The 21777-nt window shown below is 66.5% G+C and carries 22 protein-coding genes; 11 read left to right on the top strand and 11 right to left on the bottom strand.

All coding sequences use genetic code 11. From position 1 onward, the window contains the following. Positions 1–387: 387 nt before the first annotated feature. Genes ACAZ03_RS12665 through ACAZ03_RS12690 form a run of 6 tightly spaced genes read right to left on the bottom strand, consistent with a single transcriptional unit; the run spans position 388 to position 4752 of the window. Positions 388–2181 (bottom strand): phage/plasmid primase, P4 family, encoded by a 1794-nt coding sequence (locus ACAZ03_RS12665; RefSeq protein ID WP_373354091.1) that lies wholly within the window; start codon positions 2179–2181, stop codon positions 388–390. After that, positions 2178–2417: a hypothetical protein gene (locus ACAZ03_RS12670; protein ID WP_373354092.1), complete on the bottom strand. Its 240-nt coding sequence runs from the start codon at positions 2415–2417 to the stop codon at positions 2178–2180. Before ACAZ03_RS12670 ends, ACAZ03_RS12665 begins: the two co-directional genes overlap by 4 nt. Beyond that, on the bottom strand, positions 2414–3565 hold the full coding sequence (locus ACAZ03_RS12675; RefSeq protein ID WP_373354093.1) for a primase-helicase zinc-binding domain-containing protein: 1152 nt from the start codon (positions 3563–3565) through the stop codon (positions 2414–2416). Before ACAZ03_RS12675 ends, ACAZ03_RS12670 begins: the two co-directional genes overlap by 4 nt. Further along, positions 3565–3891 (bottom strand): hypothetical protein, encoded by a 327-nt coding sequence (locus tag ACAZ03_RS12680; protein ID WP_373354095.1) that lies wholly within the window; start codon positions 3889–3891, stop codon positions 3565–3567. Before ACAZ03_RS12680 ends, ACAZ03_RS12675 begins: the two co-directional genes overlap by 1 nt. Next, complete coding sequence (locus tag ACAZ03_RS12685; RefSeq protein ID WP_373354097.1) at positions 3884–4318, bottom strand: hypothetical protein; 435 nt, start codon at positions 4316–4318, stop codon at positions 3884–3886. Before ACAZ03_RS12685 ends, ACAZ03_RS12680 begins: the two co-directional genes overlap by 8 nt. Next, a complete protein-coding gene (locus ACAZ03_RS12690; protein ID WP_373354098.1) occupies positions 4318–4752 on the bottom strand; it encodes a hypothetical protein in 435 nt (144 codons plus the stop codon). The genes ACAZ03_RS12685 and ACAZ03_RS12690 overlap by 1 nt, the downstream gene beginning before the upstream one ends. 338 nt (positions 4753–5090) lie before the next feature. Here ACAZ03_RS12690 and ACAZ03_RS12695 point away from each other — a divergent pair, with 338 nt between their 5' ends. Continuing rightward, the gene (locus ACAZ03_RS12695) at positions 5091–5393 is read left to right on the top strand and encodes a hypothetical protein (protein WP_373354100.1); all 303 of its coding nucleotides are present in this window, start codon (positions 5091–5093) and stop codon (positions 5391–5393) included. A 63-nt stretch (positions 5394–5456) separates the two neighbouring features. On the opposite strand, the gene ACAZ03_RS12700 is transcribed toward ACAZ03_RS12695, so the two are convergent. After that, positions 5457–5720: a helix-turn-helix domain-containing protein gene (locus ACAZ03_RS12700; protein ID WP_373354101.1), complete on the bottom strand. Its 264-nt coding sequence runs from the start codon at positions 5718–5720 to the stop codon at positions 5457–5459. 95 nt (positions 5721–5815) lie between these two features. Between ACAZ03_RS12700 and ACAZ03_RS12705 the strand changes: the two genes are divergently transcribed. The 5 genes from ACAZ03_RS12705 to xerC all read left to right on the top strand — a co-directional run bounded on the left by ACAZ03_RS12705 (position 5816) and on the right by xerC (position 9744). Beyond that, positions 5816–6118 carry a helix-turn-helix domain-containing protein gene (locus ACAZ03_RS12705; protein WP_373354103.1) on the top strand — a complete coding sequence of 101 codons (303 nt, stop codon included), beginning with the start codon at positions 5816–5818 and terminating at the stop codon, positions 6116–6118. Positions 6119–6397: 279 nt separating this feature from the next. Then, positions 6398–6580, top strand: coding sequence for a hypothetical protein (locus ACAZ03_RS12710; RefSeq protein ID WP_373354105.1), 183 nt, complete (start codon positions 6398–6400; stop codon positions 6578–6580). Between the two features lie 139 nt (positions 6581–6719). Further along, positions 6720–7445 carry a hypothetical protein gene (locus ACAZ03_RS12715; protein ID WP_373354107.1) on the top strand — a complete coding sequence of 242 codons (726 nt, stop codon included), beginning with the start codon at positions 6720–6722 and terminating at the stop codon, positions 7443–7445. A 253-nt stretch (positions 7446–7698) separates the two neighbouring features. Continuing rightward, positions 7699–8475, top strand: a complete 777-nt coding sequence (locus ACAZ03_RS12720) for a hypothetical protein (protein WP_373354108.1) — start codon at positions 7699–7701, stop codon at positions 8473–8475. Between the two features lie 189 nt (positions 8476–8664). Then, entirely contained in the window at positions 8665–9744 is a 1080-nt protein-coding gene (gene xerC, locus ACAZ03_RS12725) for a tyrosine recombinase XerC (protein ID WP_373354110.1), read from the top strand. A 446-nt stretch (positions 9745–10190) separates the two neighbouring features. Here the strand turns inward: xerC and ACAZ03_RS12730 are convergent, their stop codons facing one another. The 3 genes from ACAZ03_RS12730 to ACAZ03_RS12740 all read right to left on the bottom strand — a co-directional run bounded on the left by ACAZ03_RS12730 (position 10191) and on the right by ACAZ03_RS12740 (position 15396). Beyond that, positions 10191–12656 (bottom strand): S8 family peptidase, encoded by a 2466-nt coding sequence (locus tag ACAZ03_RS12730; RefSeq protein WP_373354111.1) that lies wholly within the window; start codon positions 12654–12656, stop codon positions 10191–10193. Beyond that, positions 12562–13644 (bottom strand): AAA family ATPase, encoded by a 1083-nt coding sequence (locus ACAZ03_RS12735; protein WP_373354113.1) that lies wholly within the window; start codon positions 13642–13644, stop codon positions 12562–12564. The genes ACAZ03_RS12730 and ACAZ03_RS12735 overlap by 95 nt, the downstream gene beginning before the upstream one ends. Positions 13645–14358: 714 nt before the next feature. Next, positions 14359–15396, bottom strand: a complete 1038-nt coding sequence (locus ACAZ03_RS12740; protein WP_373354115.1) for a substrate-binding domain-containing protein — start codon at positions 15394–15396, stop codon at positions 14359–14361. 239 nt (positions 15397–15635) lie between these two features. On the opposite strand from ACAZ03_RS12740, the gene ACAZ03_RS12745 reads away from it, so the two are divergent. From ACAZ03_RS12745 to ACAZ03_RS12765, 5 genes are all read left to right on the top strand, one after another. Beyond that, entirely contained in the window at positions 15636–16667 is a 1032-nt protein-coding gene (locus ACAZ03_RS12745) for a sugar ABC transporter substrate-binding protein (protein WP_373354117.1), read from the top strand. A gap of 74 nt (positions 16668–16741) precedes the next feature. Continuing rightward, positions 16742–17539 (top strand): ATP-binding cassette domain-containing protein, encoded by a 798-nt coding sequence (locus ACAZ03_RS12750; RefSeq protein ID WP_373354119.1) that lies wholly within the window; start codon positions 16742–16744, stop codon positions 17537–17539. Continuing rightward, positions 17536–18783, top strand: a complete 1248-nt coding sequence (locus ACAZ03_RS12755) for a sugar ABC transporter permease (protein WP_373354121.1) — start codon at positions 17536–17538, stop codon at positions 18781–18783. Before ACAZ03_RS12750 ends, ACAZ03_RS12755 begins: the two co-directional genes overlap by 4 nt. An 11-nt stretch (positions 18784–18794) precedes the next feature. After that, positions 18795–19523: an SDR family oxidoreductase gene (locus ACAZ03_RS12760; RefSeq protein WP_373354123.1), complete on the top strand. Its 729-nt coding sequence runs from the start codon at positions 18795–18797 to the stop codon at positions 19521–19523. Positions 19524–19525: 2 nt separating this feature from the next. Next, complete coding sequence (locus tag ACAZ03_RS12765; protein ID WP_373354124.1) at positions 19526–21115, top strand: FGGY-family carbohydrate kinase; 1590 nt, start codon at positions 19526–19528, stop codon at positions 21113–21115. Between the two features lie 66 nt (positions 21116–21181). Here the strand turns inward: ACAZ03_RS12765 and ACAZ03_RS12770 are convergent, their stop codons facing one another. Continuing rightward, complete coding sequence (locus ACAZ03_RS12770) at positions 21182–21775, bottom strand: TetR/AcrR family transcriptional regulator (RefSeq protein ID WP_373354125.1); 594 nt, start codon at positions 21773–21775, stop codon at positions 21182–21184. Positions 21776–21777: the final 2 nt, after the last annotated feature.

Here is a 21777-nt window from a genome sequence, read left to right on the forward strand (position 1 = left end):
ATCTTGTTCTATTTTTGAGATCGGGCCCAACAGGTTGTTTTGCCGGGAGGAGAGACGGGAGGTCAGGGAGGACGCAGGGAGGACCGTTGAAGGATTTTTCCCCAACTCACCGCCCTTTAACCCTCTGTTGTTTCGTTGTTTTTCTACTTCGAAAGGGAAGACAGGGAGGTCAGGGAGGATAGGATGGGGGTAACGCATAAGACGGTATTCTCCCATTGCCCCCTTACCCCTCGTGCGCGCGCATGTAGCGAAACCCCGGCGCCGTCTTCCCTGTCCTCCCTGTCTTCCCGGCCTGCCAGCCAACCACCTGTAACCATTCGCCTTCCCCCGAACCCCCGATGCCGTGCCGACCTCCCGCCATGGGCGGTTGTCCTCCCTGACCTCCCGCTAGAAATCAGGATCGGGGTCCGGGGGCGGCGAGGCGGCACCGCCGCGAAGGCGGGCGAGCTGGTCACGCATGTCAGTCGTCAGCCGGATGCCGCGATAGCCGCTCACCGACACCTTTGAGTATTCGAAACTGGAGCCCCCACCGGGCGGGCGCCATCGGCCGGCCCTGTCCTTCAGCCCGTTCTCGATAGTGCGGGGCTTCCACTGTGTCGTGCCGTTGGCCTCGGCCCAGATATTGAAGGCGGCGACCAGGTCTTTCGTGGCCGTCCAATGGCCCACATCGCCGGTCACCTCGCAGCCGTCGGCGAGGAAGTTGCCGAGCGGGTCGCTCTCTTCCCGGTAGCTCTGCGTGGCATCTGAGACGGTGTCCGGCACTTGGAGCCCGCGCTCCAGAAAGTCGATCAGCCCGTCGATCAGCCAGTTGAGCATGCCTGATCGCTCGGCCTTCAGCTTGCGACCGAGATCCTGATCGCGCTCTGCTTCGGGGATCTGCACGTCGAAGGGCACAAGCAGCACCCGCCGCCAGATGCCGTCATCCGTTCCGCGGATCTCCGGCTTGTGGTTGCCGGAGAGGATCAGCTTGAAGACAGGGCGCACCTCGACGAAGTCGGAATGCAGAGCCCGCACGAGGATAGGCTCGCCGCCCGTCAGCTCCTTGATCGTGCCTTCTTTCAGCCGCTCGCCCTGCTCGGGCTCCGAAGCCCGCACCATGCGCGCGCCCATCAACGGGATGAGGTCTGGCGTGGCATCTGAGCCGCCGCGCTTCGACTGGCCGGTCAGACTCTCGATCTTCGCCGACGAGGCGTAGTCTCCCATCAGGTCAGCCATGGCGTCGACGAGCACCGATTTGCCGTTGGCCCCGTGGCCGTAGAAAAACCATATCCGCTGCATGGGCAAAGCGGTCATGGCAAGGCCGAAGGTGCGCTGCAGGAACCGGCGGATCACGCTGTCGGGCTGCACCCGCGTCAGGAATCTACCGAAGAGCGAGGAGCTGGCCTGAGGGTCGTACTCGACCTGCATCAGCTTGGTGAAGCGGTCGGCCTTGTCGTGCGGGGTCAGGGTGACGGATGCGACTGGAGACATACCCTCGTCCTCAACACCGCGCTCGACGGTAAAGCGCAGGGTGCCATTGAGGCAGTTCACCGCGAGAGGGTCGGCGTCCATTGTCTCGAGCGGACAGGAGAGCAGCACCTCGGCTTCCTTCAAAAGCTTGGTGATGCGGTCCGAATTGCCGGTTGTCTTCGCGAAGCCGCGCATTTCGCTCTTCAGCTTCGAGAGCCGCGTCTTGGCGCGGATCCCCGTTTCCAGGGTGGCCTCGGCCTTACGCAGCGCCTCAGCGCGATCTTCGCTCTCTTCCTCGGCGCGCAGGCGCTTGATCTCCTGCTCAGCCGAGGGGATCGCCGCGATAGCCTCATCCTCCCACCGCTCCAGGGCGATGTGCGGTATCTCTTCAGTGATCCGCGCAGATATGCCTTGCGCAAGCCGGCGGACAACGAGCCCATCGGGATCTTTCGCCCACCGTCGACCGTCCCAGGCGTGCCAGCCGACCCGCGGCACGTGCAGCACGTCCTCGCCATGATAGATGCGGAAGCGCCGGGCATTTCCCAGGTCGTTCAAAGGCTCGCGCGCCGCCCTCTCCGAAGGCGTCAGTCTTTCCTCTGCATCAGCCGAGGGTGGCTCGCCGTTCGGCGGACCATCGTCACCACAGGGGTGCGGGGTCTCGACGCCATCCATGTCGATATCTTCCGGATCGCCCAGGGCGGCGCGCACTTCGTCCCAGCGGTCGTCGCTCATGCTGCCGACCTTGTTCCAGCGCGCGCCAATCGGCGAGCAATGCGTGCAAGATCCATGGCGACGGTCGCGTACACCCCTCGGGGGTGCTTCGCGGCCAGGCTCTCGAAATGGGCACGCGCGAGGTCGAGCCGTTCGACGGGGTGCTCTTCGGTCCAGAGACCAAAGTTGAGGAGCAGCGTTGTCCTGTCGCCGCTCAGTGAGGCGCCGTAGGCATTCTTCGTTCGGGTCTTTTTCATGCTGCCCCCTCCATCACGATGTCATTGAGGTCCCTGCCCTCGCCGGCGTGCACGATCGAAATGCGCTCGAGCATCGGGTTGCGTGCCCGAGCTCGCCGGAGGCCGGCCATGAGCTGGGCGCGCGTCAGGCGGGGCTCGGAATCGCCATCCTGGATGAAGACCAGCCAGCGCACCCACGGCGGCGGCAGGAAGCCATCGACATCCTCGCCGTCGAGATCGGGGATCCCGCGATAGAGCATGCCCTTGCGGCGTGTGATGCGCCGGCCAGCCATATTGGTCAGGTCAACGCCGGCCCAGTGGGCTGCAGCCTGAAAGGTGCCTGCCTCGAGGGCGGTGGCGGTCGTCTCGATCCCTTCCCCCATCACCAGCGTGTCGAAGCCGCGGGCGTTGGGATGCGTCAGTCGGATCGCGCCGGCCTTCTTGTGGCCCCAGCTCTTCTTGGCAGACAGCACCTGTCGGTCAGGATCTCTGATCGTGGGATCGACGATCCGCGCCTTGCCCTTCGGGCGCGAGAGATCGAGCCACGTCCGATGGATGGCGCCGAGTGAGCCGTCGGGCTGCGCGATGGCGGCGAGCATCACCGGGCCCTCATGGATCGTCCGGGCATCCCGCCCCTGCCCGACCAGATAGGGCAACGAGGGGGCGAAGCGCAGGCAGGGCGGGGGTGCGGCAGCCATCGAGGCCAGACCACGGCAAGCCAGATAGTCGGCGACCGCCGACCCCTTCGCCGGCTTGCCGGCCGCCCACATCTCGCGGGCCATGGCAACGGCTTCGGCGCGGCGCCGGGCGGCCTCCTCTTCGCGCTCGCGCTTCGCCTGGGCGCGCTCACGAGCACGACGCTCTGCGACTTCGGGCGAGAGCTCGACCTCGGCCGAGCCCACGAGCCATGCGATGGCGGCCGGCAGATCGCAGCTCAGCACCAGCCGCACGAGCGCGATCCCGTCGCCGCCATCAGGGGTGCAGTGCCGGCAGAGCCAGACGTCTTTCGCGACGTTGAGCGCGAAGCGATCCGTGCCGCCACATGCCGGGCATGGCCCGACCCGCTCAGCGCCGGACTTGTGAAGCCCTTCCAGCGCCAGGCGCTCGGCGATCTCCGCGATCGAGAGCCCTCGGGCGGCTTCGAGCTGTGCATCGGTGACACGCGACATCAGCCCCCCTCGCCCGGCCAGCCGAGCGCGCGAAGCTGGTCCTCTGACCGCTCGGAGAAGAACTTCGCCAAAGCGCCGGCCGTATGCAGCGCCCGGAGCCCAGCCTTGCCTTCGCGGGCGAGCCGCAGAGCGGCGGCGACGTGGTAGGGCGGCGCGCCATTGCGCACGGCCTCGTTGTCGGCGAGCCAGACGAGGCGATCCATGACCAGACCGGCGGCATCGGAGTGCATCCGCTCGAGCATCAGCCACGCGAGCACGGTGGAGACCACGGCCCGGTCAAACGCCGCGGCGTCTTCGATGACGAAGGGGCGGACGCGCTCAGTCAAGGCCGCAGTCCTTTCTGGACTGCCAGCTATCCGGCAGGCGCTCGAGGACATCCTCTGCGCGCCGACCGGAGGCTGCGGCCTCCGGGGTCAGCGCATCCAGCAACGCCTCGCCGGAGGCCGACAGGGCGGAGAGGATCGCATCACGGAAGGCCTCTGCGGCGAGGATGTCGGCATGGCCTTCCGGATGAAGGGCGCGCGCGAAGAGGACCAATTCCGATGCCTCTGCCGGGCGCAGAAGACCCGCCTTCGCCTTGAGGGCGAGCGAGGTCGCCTTGAGCCCGAAGGCGATCGAGGGATTGAAGCCCGGATGGCCATCGTTGCGACGATGGTCGGCGCCACCGATGATCCGCTCCGGTGCCGGGCGCGGTGGTTCGGGCGGGGGCTCTCCCGGCCAACCTTTCGCCTTGGGGGCGACGCGTTGGGTCATCAGGCCTCCCCCTCTGCCTGGAGGTCGCCGATCGCCGCGGCGACAGCGTCCCGCAGGTCGATCAGCTCCTTGAGCTGGAGCGCCGCGTCACCGCCCTCGAGAAGGGCGACACTCGCCTCGCCGTGCTCCTTGATCAGTCGGGTCGCATGCTGGATCCCGGAAAGTCCGGGCGCCGAGGAGGTGACCTGGCCGAGCTCGCACACAAGGTCGGTCACCGCCGTCGATCCGGTGAGCGCCTGCAGAGCGAGCATGTCGTCGATCGTCCAGCGGCGGGTGCCGTGCATCTTCCGCGACAGGTCGCCGGCATCCCAGACAGCGGCGCTGCCGGTCTCGCTCCAGTAATCCGCCATCATCTTGGCAGCGGCATCCTGTTTGCCGAGGCGAAGCACGAGGCCGCGCAAGAGGGCGTGGATGGACTGGCGCGGGTCAGGCACGAGCAACCTCATTGGTTTGGTCATTGACCGGGGATGGGCGATGAAGGGGCCATGAGAGGAGCGCCCGAGAAATGGGGCCCGCCGGGGCCGAGCCTCCGGCGGGCGTTGCCGCGGTCAGGGTCTTGGTGCCTGTCGGCCAGCTGCCGCGGTTCTTGGGGCCCGCTGCGGGAGGAGGTGCAGCGGGCCCGCCTGCCCTCGCCGGGAGGAGGATGGCGGAGCAGGATCGGGAAAGGGGGGGTGAGAGACGGGAGGCAGCCCGTCGGGGGCGAGCGCCGAGCGAGGAGGTTCGCAAATCCGTGGGCCCGGGGCATGCTGCGGGCGCGCGCAAGGCGCCAGACATGAGGGAGACAGACATGCAGGATGACCGGTTTCTGGTCGGCCCCGACGGCCTCCTGCGGCGAGAGAGCGGCGCCGTTGCGACCGAATTTGCTGACGGCGTAGTCTGCGGCATTCTCGAATATGAGGAAGGCTCATTCATTGTGCTGCGCCTCTTTGAAAGAGGGACCGCAGCCAGCGGCGAATACGTGAACGCGGCCGACGCTCATCAGCTGGTTCTGAGTGAAGACAGCGCACGCCAGTTGGCGCGCCTGCTGATAGATCGCGCAGACGAGCTTCACGGTGTCGGCCATCCTCGTCATTAGGCCCGCTGATGGTGATGCTGCGAACACTGGGCATGACCGATTGCCCATCATCAGATCCGGGTTTCATGACGCGACCTCGTTGGCCGGCATGTAGTCGCGCGGGCGGCCGCTGGAGGGCGCGGCTCCCCCGGCGGAAGCATCGTTGCGCCAGGAATTGGCGGGGACGGCGCCGGCTGTCGCGTCTTCGATCCGAATAGCCAGATCCAGGCTCGGCAGCGAAGTCCCGGCGGAGAGTCTGGAAATAGTCGCTTGCGTCGTACCGCAGCGCTCCGCGAATGGAGTCTGACGGATGCAGTTCGCGGCCAGGTACTGAGCAAGTGCGTTCATGGGCGCTATGTATGCGCTACAGGTATATACGTGTCAAGTATCTACATGCGCACAGCGAATTTGATGGAGACGCAGCATCCTGCGATTGTCTGACCATGAGCAATATCGCCAACATCAGAAAGCTGAGAGGCCTAAAGCAGGCCGATCTCGCCGATCTTGTTGGCGTCACGCAGCCGCATATCTCCCGGATAGAAGGAGGAGACGACGGCATTCCGCTGCGGCTCTACCGGGATATCGCGACAGCGCTTGGCGTTGAGCTAGCGGACCTCTTCACAGAGGAACGCTCGACCACCGAGCGCCTCTTGCTCGATGCATTCAGGCGTCTCCCGAAGGATATGCAGGCTTCTTGGGGCGCGATGGCGCAAGCGGTTGTAGACCAGAATTCTCCAAAAACTTGAGAAACTGCGCCATTTGCGAAGGGGTAAACGCCGCAATCGTCTCCTCAAATTGCCTCTCGGTCATCAAGCGATTCTCAACCTCCATTGAGAGAACATAACGGGAACACTTTTCCACGTCACCCGGCTCTGAGCTAGCCGAGCGCCTGGCGGATTCCGGTTTGAACCTGAACACAGACTTCAGAACCAGCGCACTATATACCTGTAGCGCATATGCATACTTGACACGTATATACCTGAAGCGCATAAGTGGCTTCCATCGCTCACCCGATGGAGGCCCCGATGCAGCTCCCTCTCACCGAACCACGCGCGCTCTCCGACGCCGCGCAGATCCTCGATAATCTCGAGGTTTATGCCGAACGGCCGTCCCTGATCGAGCTGGCCCGGCTCGTCGCCAGGTCGCGCGAGGGTCTCGCCCTGCGCCAGGCTCACCGCGAACCTCAGGCCGGAAGTGGCACGCCGTGAAGGGCCGCCCGCTCCACGACCCGCGCCCCGTGATCGTCGTGTACGTCCCGGTGAGCACCACCGACCTCGTGGGCATACGCTGGATGCCTGTCACCCTTCCCGCGCCGCCGTGGCCGTTCGAGCCGCCGAAGGTGCCCGCATGACCGCCCTTCCTGTCGAACCGTCGCACCTCGCCCACAACCGGGCCTTCGCGGTCGACTGCCTGACGGGGGCAGAGGATCGGGCGAGCACCATGGTGCGCCTGACCATCTGCAACGGCGGCGCGATCACCCCTGCCTGCGATGGCTGGGGGCCGCACCAATGGGAGATTTCCCTTTTCGGCGTGATGGGCATCGGTCCGGACCAAGACGCCGCCGTCGCCAACTGGATCAAATGCGCCGCCCGCGCCATCCCCCCGACTTCGGAGCCGCCGCCCATGCCTGACGACAGTACCCTGCGCACGATCTGCGACCGCTTGGACGCGGCGAGACCGCTGGCGATGATCGATATCCTCCGGCAGGAGATCGAAGCCCGCGAGAGCACCTTTCAGGATCCGGCTGGCGATGCCATGCCCGCGGGGGTTCGGGCCTTCGTCGAGGTCCACCTCCTGGGCATCACCGGCCATGGCTGCACCCCGCGCGAAGCTGCGGAGCACTGGCGCTGCCGGGCCCGGACGGAGCTCGGCGGCTATGCCGCCCCCGCCGCCCCGGGCGACCTGGCGCGCCTGCGTGCGCAGTTGAGGTGGCTCGCTCGCACCCCCATCGTTTCGCTGAGGCAGGACGACGCCCGGCTGGCCTGGGCGCGGTTGGTGCTCGCGATCAGCTCCGACGCCGCCCTGCATGACCGGGCGCGGCGCGTCTTCCAGCAGCTCGGGGAGGCGGCATGATGCCCCGCAACCACCTCCAACCTCCCCCGCAGAAGCGAACCGGCGGCGCGACCGATGACGAAATGGGAATCTGCCAGTGCTCTACGCCGGAGATCTGCGGTCGCTTGGGCTGCCGTTTCGAAGCTGAGAAATCGCGCGGCCGCTTGGCGGCGGGCTATTGGATCGCATGGGCGGTTCCAGTCGGCCTCGTGACGCTGGCCGGCATTTTGCCGTTCCTTCGGGCCGTCCTTCGGGCCGTCCTCGGAGGCGAGGGATGACCCCCGACGGCACCGCCCTCCGCATCCTCATTGGCTGCGAGACGAGCGGCATCGCTCGCCGGGCTTTCTCCGCGCTCGGGCACGACGTTTGGTCGTGCGACCTCGAGTCGGCCGAGGACGGCAGCAACCGGCACATCCGCTGCGACATCCGCGACGGTATCCTCGGCTGGGGCTGGGACCTGCTCGCGGTCATGCATCCGCCGTGCACGCGCCTTTGCCGCTCCGGGCGCCGTTGGATGAGCGGACCGGGCAAATGGACGCCGCCCCGCCAGCTCCCCGCGGGTCGCAGCTGGGACGACATGCGCGCCGAATTCGAGGAGGGCATCAGCGTCTTCACTGCGTGCTGGGAATCGCCCATCAACCGCGTGGCCATCGAGAACCCCGAGATGAACGACCTCGCCCGCGACCGTATGCCGGCCGACCTGCCGCGTGCCCAGATGGTCCAGCCGTTCTGGTTTGGCGAACCCGCCTACAAGGCGACGGGCTGGTATCTCCGAGGGCTTCCCGAACTCGTCGAGACGGATCGCCTGCCCGAGCCGGCGCGCGACAGCGACGAATGGCGGCGATGGAGCGCCGTGCACCGGATGCCGCCCGGCCCGGATCGGACGCGCCTGCGCAGCCGGTCATACCCGGGGATGATGTGCGCGGCGGCGGAGCAATGGGGAGGTTGGGTCGTGCCGGAGATGGAGGCGGCGCGTGCCCTTTCCAGAATTCAGCCTTGCTCAGGCACACATATGAGGAGCGGAACCAATGCCCTCAGCAACCCCGTCTAAGGCCAGGTTGACCAATGCCCTCGCAGCTTGGGCGGAGGCCGGCCTCGAGGTCGGCGCGCTGCGGGTACTTGCAGACGGTTCCTTTCAAATCGAGACGCCCGCAGCAGACCAGCAATCTGCGAAACCAGTTCCCGAATCGGAAGAGGTCGCGCACCCTCGTCCGAAGAAGTGGAAAACCAGGTGAACGAGATGCGTGTCGACTTCCCCGGCCTGCTTATCGAACGGCACCGTAATGGCAGCCTCCGCTACCGGGTGCGGGTTGAGGGTCGGAAGGCCGAGCGCATCCGGATCCCGGTCTCACCGGATCACCCCGATTTCGCTAACTACTACTACGCCGGGCGCACAGGCGAAGTGTGGAAGCCGCCACGCCCGGAAGCTGTCGATCGATCTCTCGATTGGCTCTGCCAGAAGTATCTTGGACACCTCGAGGCAATGGTTGACGCCGGCCAGATGTCGGCTGCGACGCTCCGGCAGCGTCGGAGCGTCCTAACACGGCTCTGTGACCACACGGATGAAGATGGCGAACGCTATGGCGACTTCGACATGGATGCCCCCGCCGGCGCCTTTGTGCGGGTCCGCGACGCCTGGGCGCGAAGGCCCGGCGCGGCAGACAACCTGATCAAATCGGTGCGGGCGGTCTACAAGTGGGCAATGGAGCGCGACGAGATCGGCCACAACCCGGCCGCAGGCATCGGCCCGATTAACACCAGCCCGAAGGGTGGGGCCAAGCCTTGGACTGCCGCAGATCTCCGCAAGTTCAAGGAGCACCACCTGCCAGGCACGACTGCGCACCTCTGGCTCACGCTGCAAGCCTTCACCGCCTGCAGGATTGGCGATGCCATATGGCTTGGTCGAGAGCAGGAGGCTATGCGGAATGGCGAGGTCTGGCTGGAATGGCAGCCGCGAAAGAAGGGGAGCGCGTTTGTTTCGATACCAATGCTGCCGCCGCTCCTAGCAGCGACCCGGGCATCAAAGGTCGTGGGGCCAGCCTACTTACTCCGAAGCACCGGTGCGCCATTTACGTCGAGCGAGGCACTGAGAGTGCAAGTGCAGCGTTGGTGCACCTCGGCAGGAATCCCAGGACGTTCCTCGCACGGCGTAAGAAAAGCGGTCGCCGAGCTGATGGCTGAAGCTGGATGTTCGCAGCACCAGATCATGGCGGTGATGGCGCACACGCAAGCTAAGACGAGTGAAGTCTATACTAGAGGCGTGGCTCGGCGGCTACTGGCTGCAGATGGAGTGAAGGCGCTGGCAGGATTGGAGTGGTAAGACATCGACCTTCGGCCTCTCTTGCCCTTCAGACTGCTGCCTGGTGAATGAAGGTTGCAGCACGATGCTACCGCGCAAGGGGGGTGTTTGCCTCGATGGTTCGCAACCCTTCCCCAACGTTCGATCAGCAGCGTCGGCGCGCCCCTCACGACCCTGAGCGGACGTTCAATTCCTCTCTCTGACTCAGGCGTTCCCGGCCCGAAACCGCCGTTCGGCCCCCTGCTTGGTCGCAGTCGCTCCCGGCCCATCGCGGACCTTCGCCAAGTCGCAGAAGATTCATCGCAAGTCACCATAGCCGCCGTTCATTCGTCCCGCGGCGACGGTTTCTTTGAGCTTAAGGACCGACCCGCAGACGCGCGGCGACCACGATCGATGACCTTGATCCGAAGCGCTATTGCTCCCAGCTTCAAGCCGGCATTCGATGGCAGGCGAAGAGGGCCGGTAAGTCAAACTTGCACGACCGTCTGAGCCGCTACCAAGGCATCGATCGCGACCTGAACCTCCGCATATAGCTCAGTGTCCAGGTCTTCAGCATCTATTTCCACGATCAACGAATAGCGAACGGAGGGTAGACCCCCAGCCAATATTTTTTTCGACTTCCACCATCCGGTAACCGGGTGAACGGCCAAGAGATTACGTCGCGCGAGATCTGACGCCTTGCACTTCAGTTGATCAATATGAAGCGATCCGACATGGCGTCGATTGCTGCCGTAGTCCCAAAGATCTTCCTCGTCGCTTGCGGGACCATCCGGTTTCTCTGCCGCCTTGCTGATCCGAGCCAAGAATTGGGCTTCACCCTCGTCAGCACGATTGAGTTGGAACCGCAGATTATGTGAAGCGTAACGATACCGTACGCCGCGCGACGCTTCTGACGGGTTCGGGGCAATAAAGCTGCTGAGAGCCACACGTAATGTCACATCGGCACTCCCGAGCGCGCGCAAAGCCTCGACGGGCCATGGCAGGGCGAAGAGCTTCAGCTCATTGTGTACGTCGCCGCCTGTCTTTTCTGAGATCCCATATGGGGTAATCGTGTCTTCCACGATGAGGGTCAGCGCGTTTGACGCACTGCGGCGAGCGCGAGCCATGTCGGGAACACCAAACCCATATCTCTGGAAGAGCGGCGTGTAATGCCCCTTGTTCGCCTGCGCCGGCAGATGTGCTCGCATCTGCTGCGTCCATCGTGCCGAGGACACATAGAGACCGCGAACCGTCTCGGGCCAAAGCGTCGGATAATCCGACCAGAGCTCGGTCACATCTTTGGCCGCAAGCGCCGTCGCGGCGCTGGTGTCGGAGGTGAACGTGAAGGATCGAACCGGAAAATTATGATGTGTCGAAAGGAGAGACAGCCATCCGTGCCGCATCGGTGGCGGCATGGCACTTAGCGCCCAGTTCCCGCCCTCGAGGACAACATCCGGCTTGTTGGGCCAATGGGAGGACCACGACGCGGTTCGCGACGCCGGCGAAAGATCTCCGAACGGTGCGAGAGCTTCCGCCGGTTCGCCGTCTGGCAGAACGGTCTTCTCGGTATAGGCGCCGACAGACAGCGCGTTCCAAGCCTGGGCCGGCGACTCGATCTCGTTGTCCTCGTGATCGCATCGATCAAGATAGCTTCCTGCGCCAAAGGTGAAGTTGTCAGTATTCCCCGCCGAAACTAGCACCAGACGCCGCTGTCGGATCTCTCCTGACACGCCAGCCGCCAGCTGATCGACCTCCGTCGACCAGGAGGTCGGCGCGCCGTCATGCGGCGTGTCCTCACCGGTCGTCGTCGTCATTGTGAAAGTACGGCGGCGGGGGCCGACCAGCTCGACCGCATTTATCGCATGTCTTGTCACCGCGCCGAGGAGATGATGCGGGTTCACTCCTGCATCAGGCAGCAGCTTCACGGATTCCAGACGGTTCACGACTGAAACCGGGTTCGCCTGGTGCAGTTTAGGCGTCAGATCGCCAAAGAGCGCCAGGCCCCCCATCTCCGTGCCATGGCCCTTCACGTCCTCCAATCCCCAGGCCGGGTTGGCGGTATGTCTATCGCCCGGACTGAGCGCGGGCTGAAGGAGAGGATGCGCCCGACTGACGCCGGTATCCATAAGCGTAACGTAGCCAGGATCGGGATTGTCGGTATAGGTCGTCCGGCCCGCGAGCTCGTCGACCCACTGCGCCTGTTCGGCCACCGGCAAGCCGTCGAAGAAATCTGCGGTGATGGTCGGAGCGGCAAGGGCGCGCACGCCACCGAGTCGGCGGACGGCTTGGGCGAGCTGATTGCGATCGGCCTGCACGACCACGACGGTATCTTCGGGAAACTCCAGCCGATCCGCTCCCACCGTGACGCCATAGTTGGGCGCGGCCGCGACGAAGACTTCGGTCATTTGAGGCTCGAGCCAAACCTCCCAGACGGTCGCAATATCCGCCGCAGGAAATTTGCCTGCCGGGCTGCGCCAGAGGGCACGCAAGCCCGCTTCCGTGATGGCTGCGACGCTCTGCACCAGATCCGCATTCTTCGGACGGCCCGGGATGATTTCACCATCCTTTTCCCGTTCGGCTGTGTCCTCCGTCCGAAACTGCTCGACCTTCTTACGCAGGTTCTCGACACCCTTGGCTGTCGCAAAGACCGTCGCAAGCTCCTGGCCACCTCCGGGATCAGGGACCTCGGCGACACGAAGGAGCGTCAGGCCACTAGCGTCGAGGCTGTCCTTTTTCAGGCGCTCGTCGACACGCGAGCGTACTTCCAGATAGACGCCGGGAAGCTCAGCAGCTGGAATATCCGGCAGCGCATCGATGGACTGGAGCAGCGCTTGCGCGTGTGCGGCCCGATTGGGGACATCACTTGGTCCTTTGGGCCCGCCCCCGCCCTTTGCCCTGAACGGGCGCGGCTGTCCGAGATTGCGAAGGTGGAAGTGTCGAAGGTCTCGTGCCATTTTCATCGGTCCCTAGTTCTTGGAGCGACCGTCGGCGTTCGAGGGCATCAAGCAGATCCTGTGTCGCAATCTTGTCGATGTCGTTCAGCACAGCACGTCGGGCGGCATCTTCCGCCGCCGCCACTACATCGGCCGTCGATAGGCCCGTGGCCGCATCCGTCACCCGCTTCCATCCCATCCGAGCCAGCGAGAATCCGATCAGGCGGCGTTCGAGCGCCTGCCGGATGGCCGGGCCATCGGGCATTACATAAGGCAACACGAGGTCGAAGCGGCGCAGCACCGCGCGGTCAAGGATTCCCGGCAGGTTTGTGGTGGCGATAACGATGGAAGGCCCGGTATCCTCATCCAAGAACTGCAGGAATGAGTTTAGAACCCGCCGGGCCTCGCCGACATCGTTATCACCGCCCCGGGCAGCGGCCAAAGCGTCGATTTCGTCGAAGAGATAGATACCGCGCGTCGTCTTGACGGCATCGAAGATCATCTTCAGCTTCTGCGCGGTTTCGCCCATGAACTTCGTGATCAGCCCATGCAGCATGACCGAGAACAGGGGGTACTGCAGCTCGCCGGCGAGTGCTGACGCACTCAGGGTCTTGCCGGTTCCGGGAGGGCCGGAGAGGAGAACGCGCCGTCGTGGCTTGAGTCCTTTTGCCTCGAGCTTTTCGCGCATGCGCGTCTCAACGACGAGATGCGCGAGCTCGCTCTCGATCCTGTCCGGCAAGATGACATCGACCAGACGCTCGGTCGGATAGGACGCGGCAAGGAACCCTGCCAGATCGCCGCGCGGTTTTGCGATAGGGGTGATTGCAGGGGTCCGCTTCGCCGGTGGTCTTTGCCCCGCTTCGGCCCATTGTCGCAACTGTTCCGCCAGCCGGGTGTGCCCCTTCTGCTCTTCGGCCGCAGAAAGTTGCATCGCCAGATCGTAAAAACGATCGGCGTCTCCTTCCGCGTGGCTCTTGATGAGGCCGATGAGTTGTTGGGCGGATGCCAAGGTCTAACTACTCACAATGAAAATTTTTCGCCCTGATGACTTCATTCCTTAAGACCAAAACGTCTCCCCCTCCAGAAAATTCCCGAAGGCCGCGCCTCAAGTGCGTCGGAAGGAACACACGCTTCAGCCACTCCTGCTTGATAGTTAGGTTTCCAACTGAGTTGCGACCAGGTGGGCTGTACATGCCTGCTTCCCAGTACTGTGGCCAACGACCATTTGCCACTCTGCCGCGACGTTTGCAGCCAGTGCAGGGAACGTCCGCTCTCCGCCGTTTCTAGACGCTCGTAGGTGCCGCAGCGAAGGACCGCTCTCCTCCTTTCACGTTCCTTCGACTGAGCAAGGTTCCAGAGCTGAGAGGCCGTTCGTCATAGTCGCCTCCATGCCGGCGGCGAACAGCCGCAACGATCACAGAGCGAGCCGCCGCCGCACCAAAGTGTCCCGCACTACAGCTCTGCGGGACACTTTGGCCAAGGAATGAACGCGATTTGCGCGACGTCCTATTCCAGGGTCGCCCACCACTCCCCCCCTTTTGTCGGCAGACTTCAGTGAGCTGGTGTCCCGCAGCCGCGGAACGCGGGCGCCGGGAAAGCCGCGCAAACCACTTGCGCACAGGCCGTTCCCGCACAAGCGGTCCGCTCGGCGCCCCGGCTGCAACGGATCAAGACCCGCCCCTAGGCCGCCCCGCAGGTCACCGAGTTGCCCGCGTGGCCACGATCACCCGCCCTGGCCCGTTCTCGGCGACACCCCATCGGCGCCGAATTCCCTCAGCAGGCAGGGAACATAAGACACCTCGCCGGCCGGAGCCTCCTCGCCGACCATGCCGAGGACGCGGGAGAGCATGGCTTCGACGTCCTGTTCCACCATGCCGACATTGCCGGGCAGGTAGCCGCCGAACGGGTCCCAGTCGAAGCAGCCGTAGCGGACGAGGTCCATCGCGGGGCCGAGCTCGCCGAGCCAGCGGACGACGCCTTCGAGGGCGATCGTGGAATTCACGAAGAGACCCGTGGGTCCGGTCGGCCGGAAACCCGACAAGGCGGCGGCGGCCTTGTCGGCCGAATAGCCGGTGGCGAGGACATGGGCCTCCGGCACCTCGATCCCCCGCGCCCGGTGCTCCTCCAGGAAGCCCTCGAGCCGGCGGGCAGAGTTGTGGTCCGACAGGCGGCCGCCCACGAACCGCAGGGCGCCCGACGTGCCGAATTCGGCGGCGCAGCGGTCGAGGATCAGGGCCGTCAGCACGCGCGCGCCGGCCCGGTTGTCCGATACGACCGACGGCGCGGCCGTGCCGGGCAGATCGAGGTTGAGCGACTGCACCCCCGCCGCCGAGCAGAAGGCGCTGATGCGATCGGGGTCGGTCGCCCCGGTGGAGATCACGCAATCGGCCTGCCAGGAGACGAGCTCCTTGGCCGCCTCGAATTCGAGCTCCGGGTCACGCTGGGTGCAGGTGACGACGGGAAACAGGCCGCGGGCGCGCGCCATCTCCTCGAAGCGCTCGGCGATCTGGCCGAAGTAGCGGTTGTCGTATTTGGGGACGATCATGCCAATGACGTTGGATTTCTCGCGGCGCAGCAGACTGGCCTGCGCATTGACCGCATAGCCCTGCGCCTCGGCCACCTGCGTCACCCGCTCGGCCAGCTTCACGCTGATTCGCCGCTTCTTCCAGGTGCCGTTGAGGACGGAACTCACCGCACTGGGAGACGCATCGGCGAGCTGCGCGATGTCGTAGATCGTCGTGCGCCGCGGCGTTTTTTTCATGTCCCGTCCGTTCCTTGAGCGGTGCTTCCTCGCCCGGCACCGCAAACCATCTTGACCACGTTCCATCGATGGAGCAAAGATGCGCAATCGATTGTGCAAAAAAGCGCATCGATTGCGCACGAGGAGGTGCGCAGGGAGGACACGCTCTGGCGGCATCCAGGCTGGCCTATCGGCCGGGGCCTGCCGCGCCCCCTCCCTGTGGTCTGCCCCGGCGCCCAACAGTGGAGGAGAGACACCTTATGACTTCCCGATCCCTCGCAGCCGCCACGCTGCTGGCGACCCTGCTCGGCTCTGCCGCGACCGCGCAGACGGTCGCCTTCCTGATGCCCGACCAGGCCTCTACCCGTTACGAAGAGCACGACTGGCCCGGCTTCGAGGCCGCCATGGGCGAGCTCTGCCCGGACTGCACGCTGATCTACCAGAACGGCAATGCGGACGTCGCGCTCCAGCAGCAGCAGTTCAACTCTGTCATCGCCCAGGGCGCCGAGGTGGTCGTGCTCGACCCCGTCGACAGCGCCGCCGCCGCCGCGCTGGTCGAGATCGCGCACAGCCAGGGCGTGAAGGTCATCGCCTACGACCGGCCGATCCCCGACAGCCCGGCCGACTTCTACGTCTCCTTCGACAACGAAGGCATCGGCTATGCCATTGCGCAGAGCCTCGTCGAGCACCTGCAGGCCGAGGGCGTGCCCGAAGGTGCCGGCGTGCTGCAGATCAACGGCTCGCCCACCGACGCGGCCGCGGGCCTGATCCGCGACGGCATCGACCGGGCGCTCGACGCCTCCCCCTACGAGACGCTGAGCGAATTCGACACGCCCGACTGGGCCCCGCCGCGGGCGCAGGAATGGACGGCCGGCCAGATCACCCGCTTCGGCAGCGACATCATGGGCATCGTCGCGGCCAATGACGGCACCGGCGGCGGCGCCATCGCGGCGCTGAAGGCAGCGGGCACCGATCCGCTGCCGCCCGTCACCGGCAACGACGCCACGATCGCGGCGCTGCAGCTCATCATCGCGGGCGACCAGTACAACACGATCTCCAAGCCGTCCGAGATCGTGGCCGCCGCGGCTGCCGAGGTCGCCGTGCAACTCCTCAACGGCGAGACCCCCGAGGCCTCGACGACGCTCTACGACACGCCCAGCCAGCTCTTCGTGCCGGCGGTCGTGACGCAGGAGAACATCAAGGCCGAGATCTTCGACGCGGGCATCCAGACCGCCGCCGAGGTCTGCACCGCCGAATATGCGGAGGCCTGCGCCGAGCTCGGAATCGAGTAAGGTCAGGTCAGGCGGGCGCGGCGCACCTCCCGGCGCCGCGCCCGGAATTCAAAGGGGGCCGCAGGAGGACACCCATGACCACATCGCAACGGCCGGGCGAGCTGCTGCTCCGCCTGCGCGGCGTGACCAAGCAGTTCGGCGCCGTGACCGCGCTCGAGAACATCGAGCTCGACATCCACGCGGGCGAGGTCGTCGCCCTTGTCGGCGACAACGGCGCGGGCAAGTCCACGCTGGTGAAGGTGCTGGCCGGCGTGCATCAGCCGACGGCGGGTCAGATCGAGTTCCTCGGCAAGCCGGTCACGCTCGACAGCCCCGGCAAGGCCCTGGAGATGGGCATCGCGACCGTGTTCCAGGATCTCGCGCTCTGCGAGAATCTCGACGTGGTCGCCAATCTCTTCCTCGGGCACGAGATGAACCCCTGGGCGCTCGACGAGGTGCAGATGGAGGTCCGCGCCTGGACGCTCCTGCGCGAGCTCGCCGCCCGCATCCCGTCCGTCCGCGAGCCCATTGCCTCGCTCTCCGGCGGGCAGCGGCAGACCGTCGCCATCGCGCGGTCGCTGCTGCTGGATCCCAAGATCATCATGCTGGACGAGCCGACTGCCGCGCTCGGCGTCGCGCAGACCGCGGAGGTGCTGAACCTCATCGAGCGCGTCCGCGACCGGGGGCACGGCGTGATCCTCATCTCCCACAACATGGAGGACGTGCGCGCCGTGGCCGACAGGATCGTCGTGCTGCGCCTCGGACAGAACAACGGCGTCTTCACGGCCGAGACCTCCCATGAGGAGCTGGTCGCCGCCATCACCGGGGCGAACGAGAATTCCGTCTCGCGCCGCGCCGCCCGCAAATCCGAACCGACCGAGGTGGTCCAATGAGCCCGTCCGACGCCAACCAGCCCCGCCTCGACCGCGCCGATACGCGCGTCCGCCATGATGCCGGCCTGGCAGGTGCGGTGCGGGCCTTCATCGACCGGGTGCGCTCCGGCGACCTGGGGATGCTCCCGGTCTTCGTCGGGCTCCTGCTGATCTCCATCGTGTTCAGCACGCTGAACCCGGTCTTTCTCGCCCCCAACAACCTCGTGAACCTGCTGTTCGATGCCGCGGCGGTGGGCTTCATCGCCCTCGGCGTGGTCTGCGTGCTGCTTCTGGGCGAGATCGACCTCTCGATCGGCTCCATGTCCGGCCTCGCCTCCGCCATCACCGGGGTGCTCTGGGTCGGCGTGGGCCTGCCGCTGCCGCTGGTGATCCTCGCCGTCATCGCAACCGGCGCCATCGTCGGCCTCATTTACGGCGTCCTGCGCAACCAGTTCGAGATGCCGAGTTTCGTCGCCACGCTGGCGGGGCTGCTCGCGCTCCTCGGCCTGCAGCTCTACCTTCTGGGACCGACCGGCTCGATCAACATGCCGTTCACCTCCTCGCTAGTGCGGTTCGGGCAGATCCTCATCATGCCGATGTGGCTGTCCTATCTCGTGGCTCTCCTGCCGGGCGCGCTGATCCTGTGGAGCGCGCGCCGCACCAATGCACAGCGCGAGGCCGCGAACCTCTCTTCCGGCGGCATGAGCGTGCCGCTGGCAAAGGCGCTGATCCTGACGGCGGCGCTGCTCTTCGCGGTCTATTACCTCGAGCTCGGCCGGGGCGTGCCGTGGATGTTCGGCGTCTTCGTCGCCTTCGTGGCCGGGCTGGACTACGCCCTGACCCGCACGAAATGGGGCCGGTCGATCTTCGCCGTCGGCGGCAATGCCGAGGCGGCGCGCCGCTCGGGCATCAACGTCCGCCGGATCCGCCTGTCCGCCTTCGTGGTCTGCTCCTCCTTCGCGGCCCTGGGCGGCATCTTCGCTGCCGCCCGGCTCGCCTCTGCCAGCCAGCAGGCCGGCACGGGGGACGTGAACCTGAATGCCATCGCCGCGGCGGTGATCGGGGGGACCTCTCTCTTCGGCGGGCGCGGCTCGGCCTGGTCGGCGCTTCTGGGGGTGCTCGTCATCATGGCGATCTCCAACGGCCTGACCCTGCTCAACCTGTCGTCGTCGCTGCGCTACATGATCACCGGCGCAGTTCTGGCCATCGCGGTGATCGTCGACAGCCTCGCCCGGCGCTCCCGCGCCAGCCACGGCCGCGCCTGAGGAGGGCAATCATGACCGGACGACTGGACGGAAAGACCGCGGCGATCACCGGCGCGGCGTCGGGGATCGGGCTCGAATGCGCCCGCATCCTGATCGAGGAAGGGGCAAGCGTCGTGCTGATCGACCGGGCGGAAGACCGGCTCGGGACGCTCTGCGCAGAACTCGGGGAAAGAGCGCATCCGCTGGTCGTGGACCTGCTCGACGGCCCGCAGGTGGACCGCATCGCAGAGCGCTGCGAGGCGCTGGTCGGCCCGCTCGACATCTTCCACGCCAATGCCGGCGCCTATGTCGGCGGCGCGGCGGCCGAGGGCGACCCGGACCAGTGGGACCGGATGCTGAACCTCAACGTCAACGCCGCGTTCCGGTCGGTCCGGGCGGTGCTGCCGGGGATGGTCCAGCGCAAGTCGGGTGATGTGATCTTCACCTCCTCAGTTGCCGGCGTCGTCCCTGTGGTCTGGGAGCCGATCTACACCGCGTCGAAATTCGCGGTGCAGGCCTTCCTTCATGCGACCCGCCGCCAGGTCGCCCCCGCCGGGGTGCGCATGGGCGCCGTCCTGCCCGGGCCGGTGGTCACGGCGCTGCTTGACGACTGGCCGAAGGAGAAGATGGAAGAAGCACTCGCCAACGGCTCGCTCATGCAGCCGCGAGAGGTGGCCGAGGCCGTGCTCTTCATGCTCACCCGCCCCAAGGGCGTGGTGATCCGCGACATGGTGATCCTGCCCAACAGCGTGGACCTCTGAGGATGGCGCTGATCGGCATCGACGTCGGCTCGGGCAGTGCCCGCGCGGGGGTCTTCGACGAGGGCGGGACGCTCCTCGGCACCGCCAGCCACCCCATCGCCCTGTACCGCGACGGGCTGCGGGTGGAGCAGTCGAGCGACCATATCTGGGCGGCCGTCTGCACCAGCGTGAAGGGCGCGATGGCCGAGGCCGGCCTCACGGCGGGCAAGATTGCCGGCATCGGTTTCGACGCCACCTGCTCGCTCGTGGTGCTGGGGCCGGACGGCACCCCCCTGCCCGTCGGCGACGCGCCCGAGCGCAACATCATGGTCTGGATGGACCACCGCGCGCTGGAGCAGGCGGAGCGGATCAACGCCATGGGCCACCGGGTGCTCGACTATGTCGGCGGCCGCATCTCGCCCGAGATGGAAACCCCCAAGCTCCTCTGGCTCAAGGAGAACGCGCCGCAGGTCTATGCCGACGCCTGGCAGTTCATGGACCTGACGGACTTCCTGACCTGGCGCGCGACGGGCGACCTCGCCCGGTCGATCTGCACCGTGACCTGCAAATGGACCTATCTCGGCCATGACGGCGGCTGGGACGACAGCTACTTCCGCCAGATCGGCCTCGGGGACCTTGCGGACGACGGGTTCCGGCGGATCGGGGCGCACGTGGTCGATGCCGGCGCGGCGCTCGGCTCCGGCCTCACGGCCGAGGCGGCGGCGGAGCTCGGCCTCTCGCCCGGCACGCCGGTCGGGGCGGGCCTGATCGATGCCCATGCGGGCGGCGTGGGCACCGTCGGCGCCACCGAGGGCGGCGGGGCGGAAGCGAATCTCGCCTATGTCTTCGGCACATCCTCCTGCACCATGACCTCCACCAGCGAGCCGGTTTTCGTGCCCGGCGTCTGGGGGCCCTATTACTCGGCGATGGTCCCGCGGCTCTGGCTCAACGAAGGCGGCCAGTCCGCCGCCGGGGCGGCGGTGGACCAGCTCATCGATTTCCACCCCGCCGCTCCCGCCGCGCTGGATGCGGCACGGGCCGCGCAACTGTCCCTGCCCGCCTGGCTTGCCCGGCGCGCCGAGGCGATGGCCCCGGACGGAGACGTGACCGAGCTCTTGCGCGGCCTTCACGTCGTGCCCGAGGTGCTCGGCAACCGCGCCCCCCATGCCGACCCCCATACCCGGGCGGTGATCGCCGGCCTCGGGATGGAGCGCGACGAGGATCACCTCGTCCGCCTCTACCTCGCCTGCATCAGCAGCATCGGCTACGGGCTGCGCCAGATCGTCGAGGCGCAGACTGAGGCGGGAGCGGGCGCGGAGAGGATCGTCCTGAGCGGCGGCGCCGGCCGGAGCCCGCTGATCCGGCGGCTGCTCGCCGACGCCGTGGGATTGCCTCTGGCCATCCCCGAGACGGCGGAACCCGTGCTTCTCGGCAGCGCCATCCTCGGCGCCGTCGCCGGGGGCGTTCACGGCGACATCCCGGCCGGCATGGCCGCAATGAGTCGCCTCTTGGCCATCATCGAGCCCGACCCGAAGGCCCGTGACCAGCATCTCGAGCGTTACCGCGTCTTCGAGGCCCTGCAGACCACCGCCCGGGCCTCGCGGGCCGTCTAGCCGGCAGAGGCTCGGGGCCTCGCAGCGGGCGCGCCGCCTGGAGCGCCCGCGACGCGCCCCACCCCGTCAGGCCCGGGACGTCACATTGGTCAGATAGCCCCGGACGGCCCTCTCCACCCGCTCCGCCAGCCCGTCCTGCGGCAGCAGCCCGTCGCCCGCGGCGTTGACGATCGTCCGGGCGATGAGGACCGCAGTCAGCAGGTCCGTCCTCTCGACCGGCGCGAAGCGGCGCCCGAGAAGGTCGGATGACAGCGCGGCGATCTCCTCGGCCATGGCGGCGGCCTCGGGGCCGAGAGGGAAGGCCTGCTCGATATGCTCGAGCGCCGAGGCCAGCTTCGGCCGGTCGAATTGATGGCGGATGGAGGCGGCGATCATCTCTCCGAGCGCCGCGTCGCCCTCCGCCTCGATGCCGCGCAGCTCCGACAGGAGCGCGCCGCGTTCGCGCCGGATGAGGCTCACCAGGATCGCGTGCTTGTCGGGGAAGTACTGGTAGAGCGTCCCGATGCCTACCCCGGCGCGCTCGGCGATCCGGTTGGTGGTGAGCGCCTCCGGCCCCTGCTCTTCCAGAATGCGAGCCGCGGCCTCGACAATGGCGGCGCAGGTCGCGATGGCGCGCGCCTGTTTCGGTATTTTCTTGGGCTCCGGCGCGGCGGGCGTCATGG

It is taken from the genome of Pseudoroseicyclus sp. CXY001, from assembly GCF_041714655.1.
Classification (GTDB): domain Bacteria; phylum Pseudomonadota; class Alphaproteobacteria; order Rhodobacterales; family Rhodobacteraceae; genus Pseudoroseicyclus_A.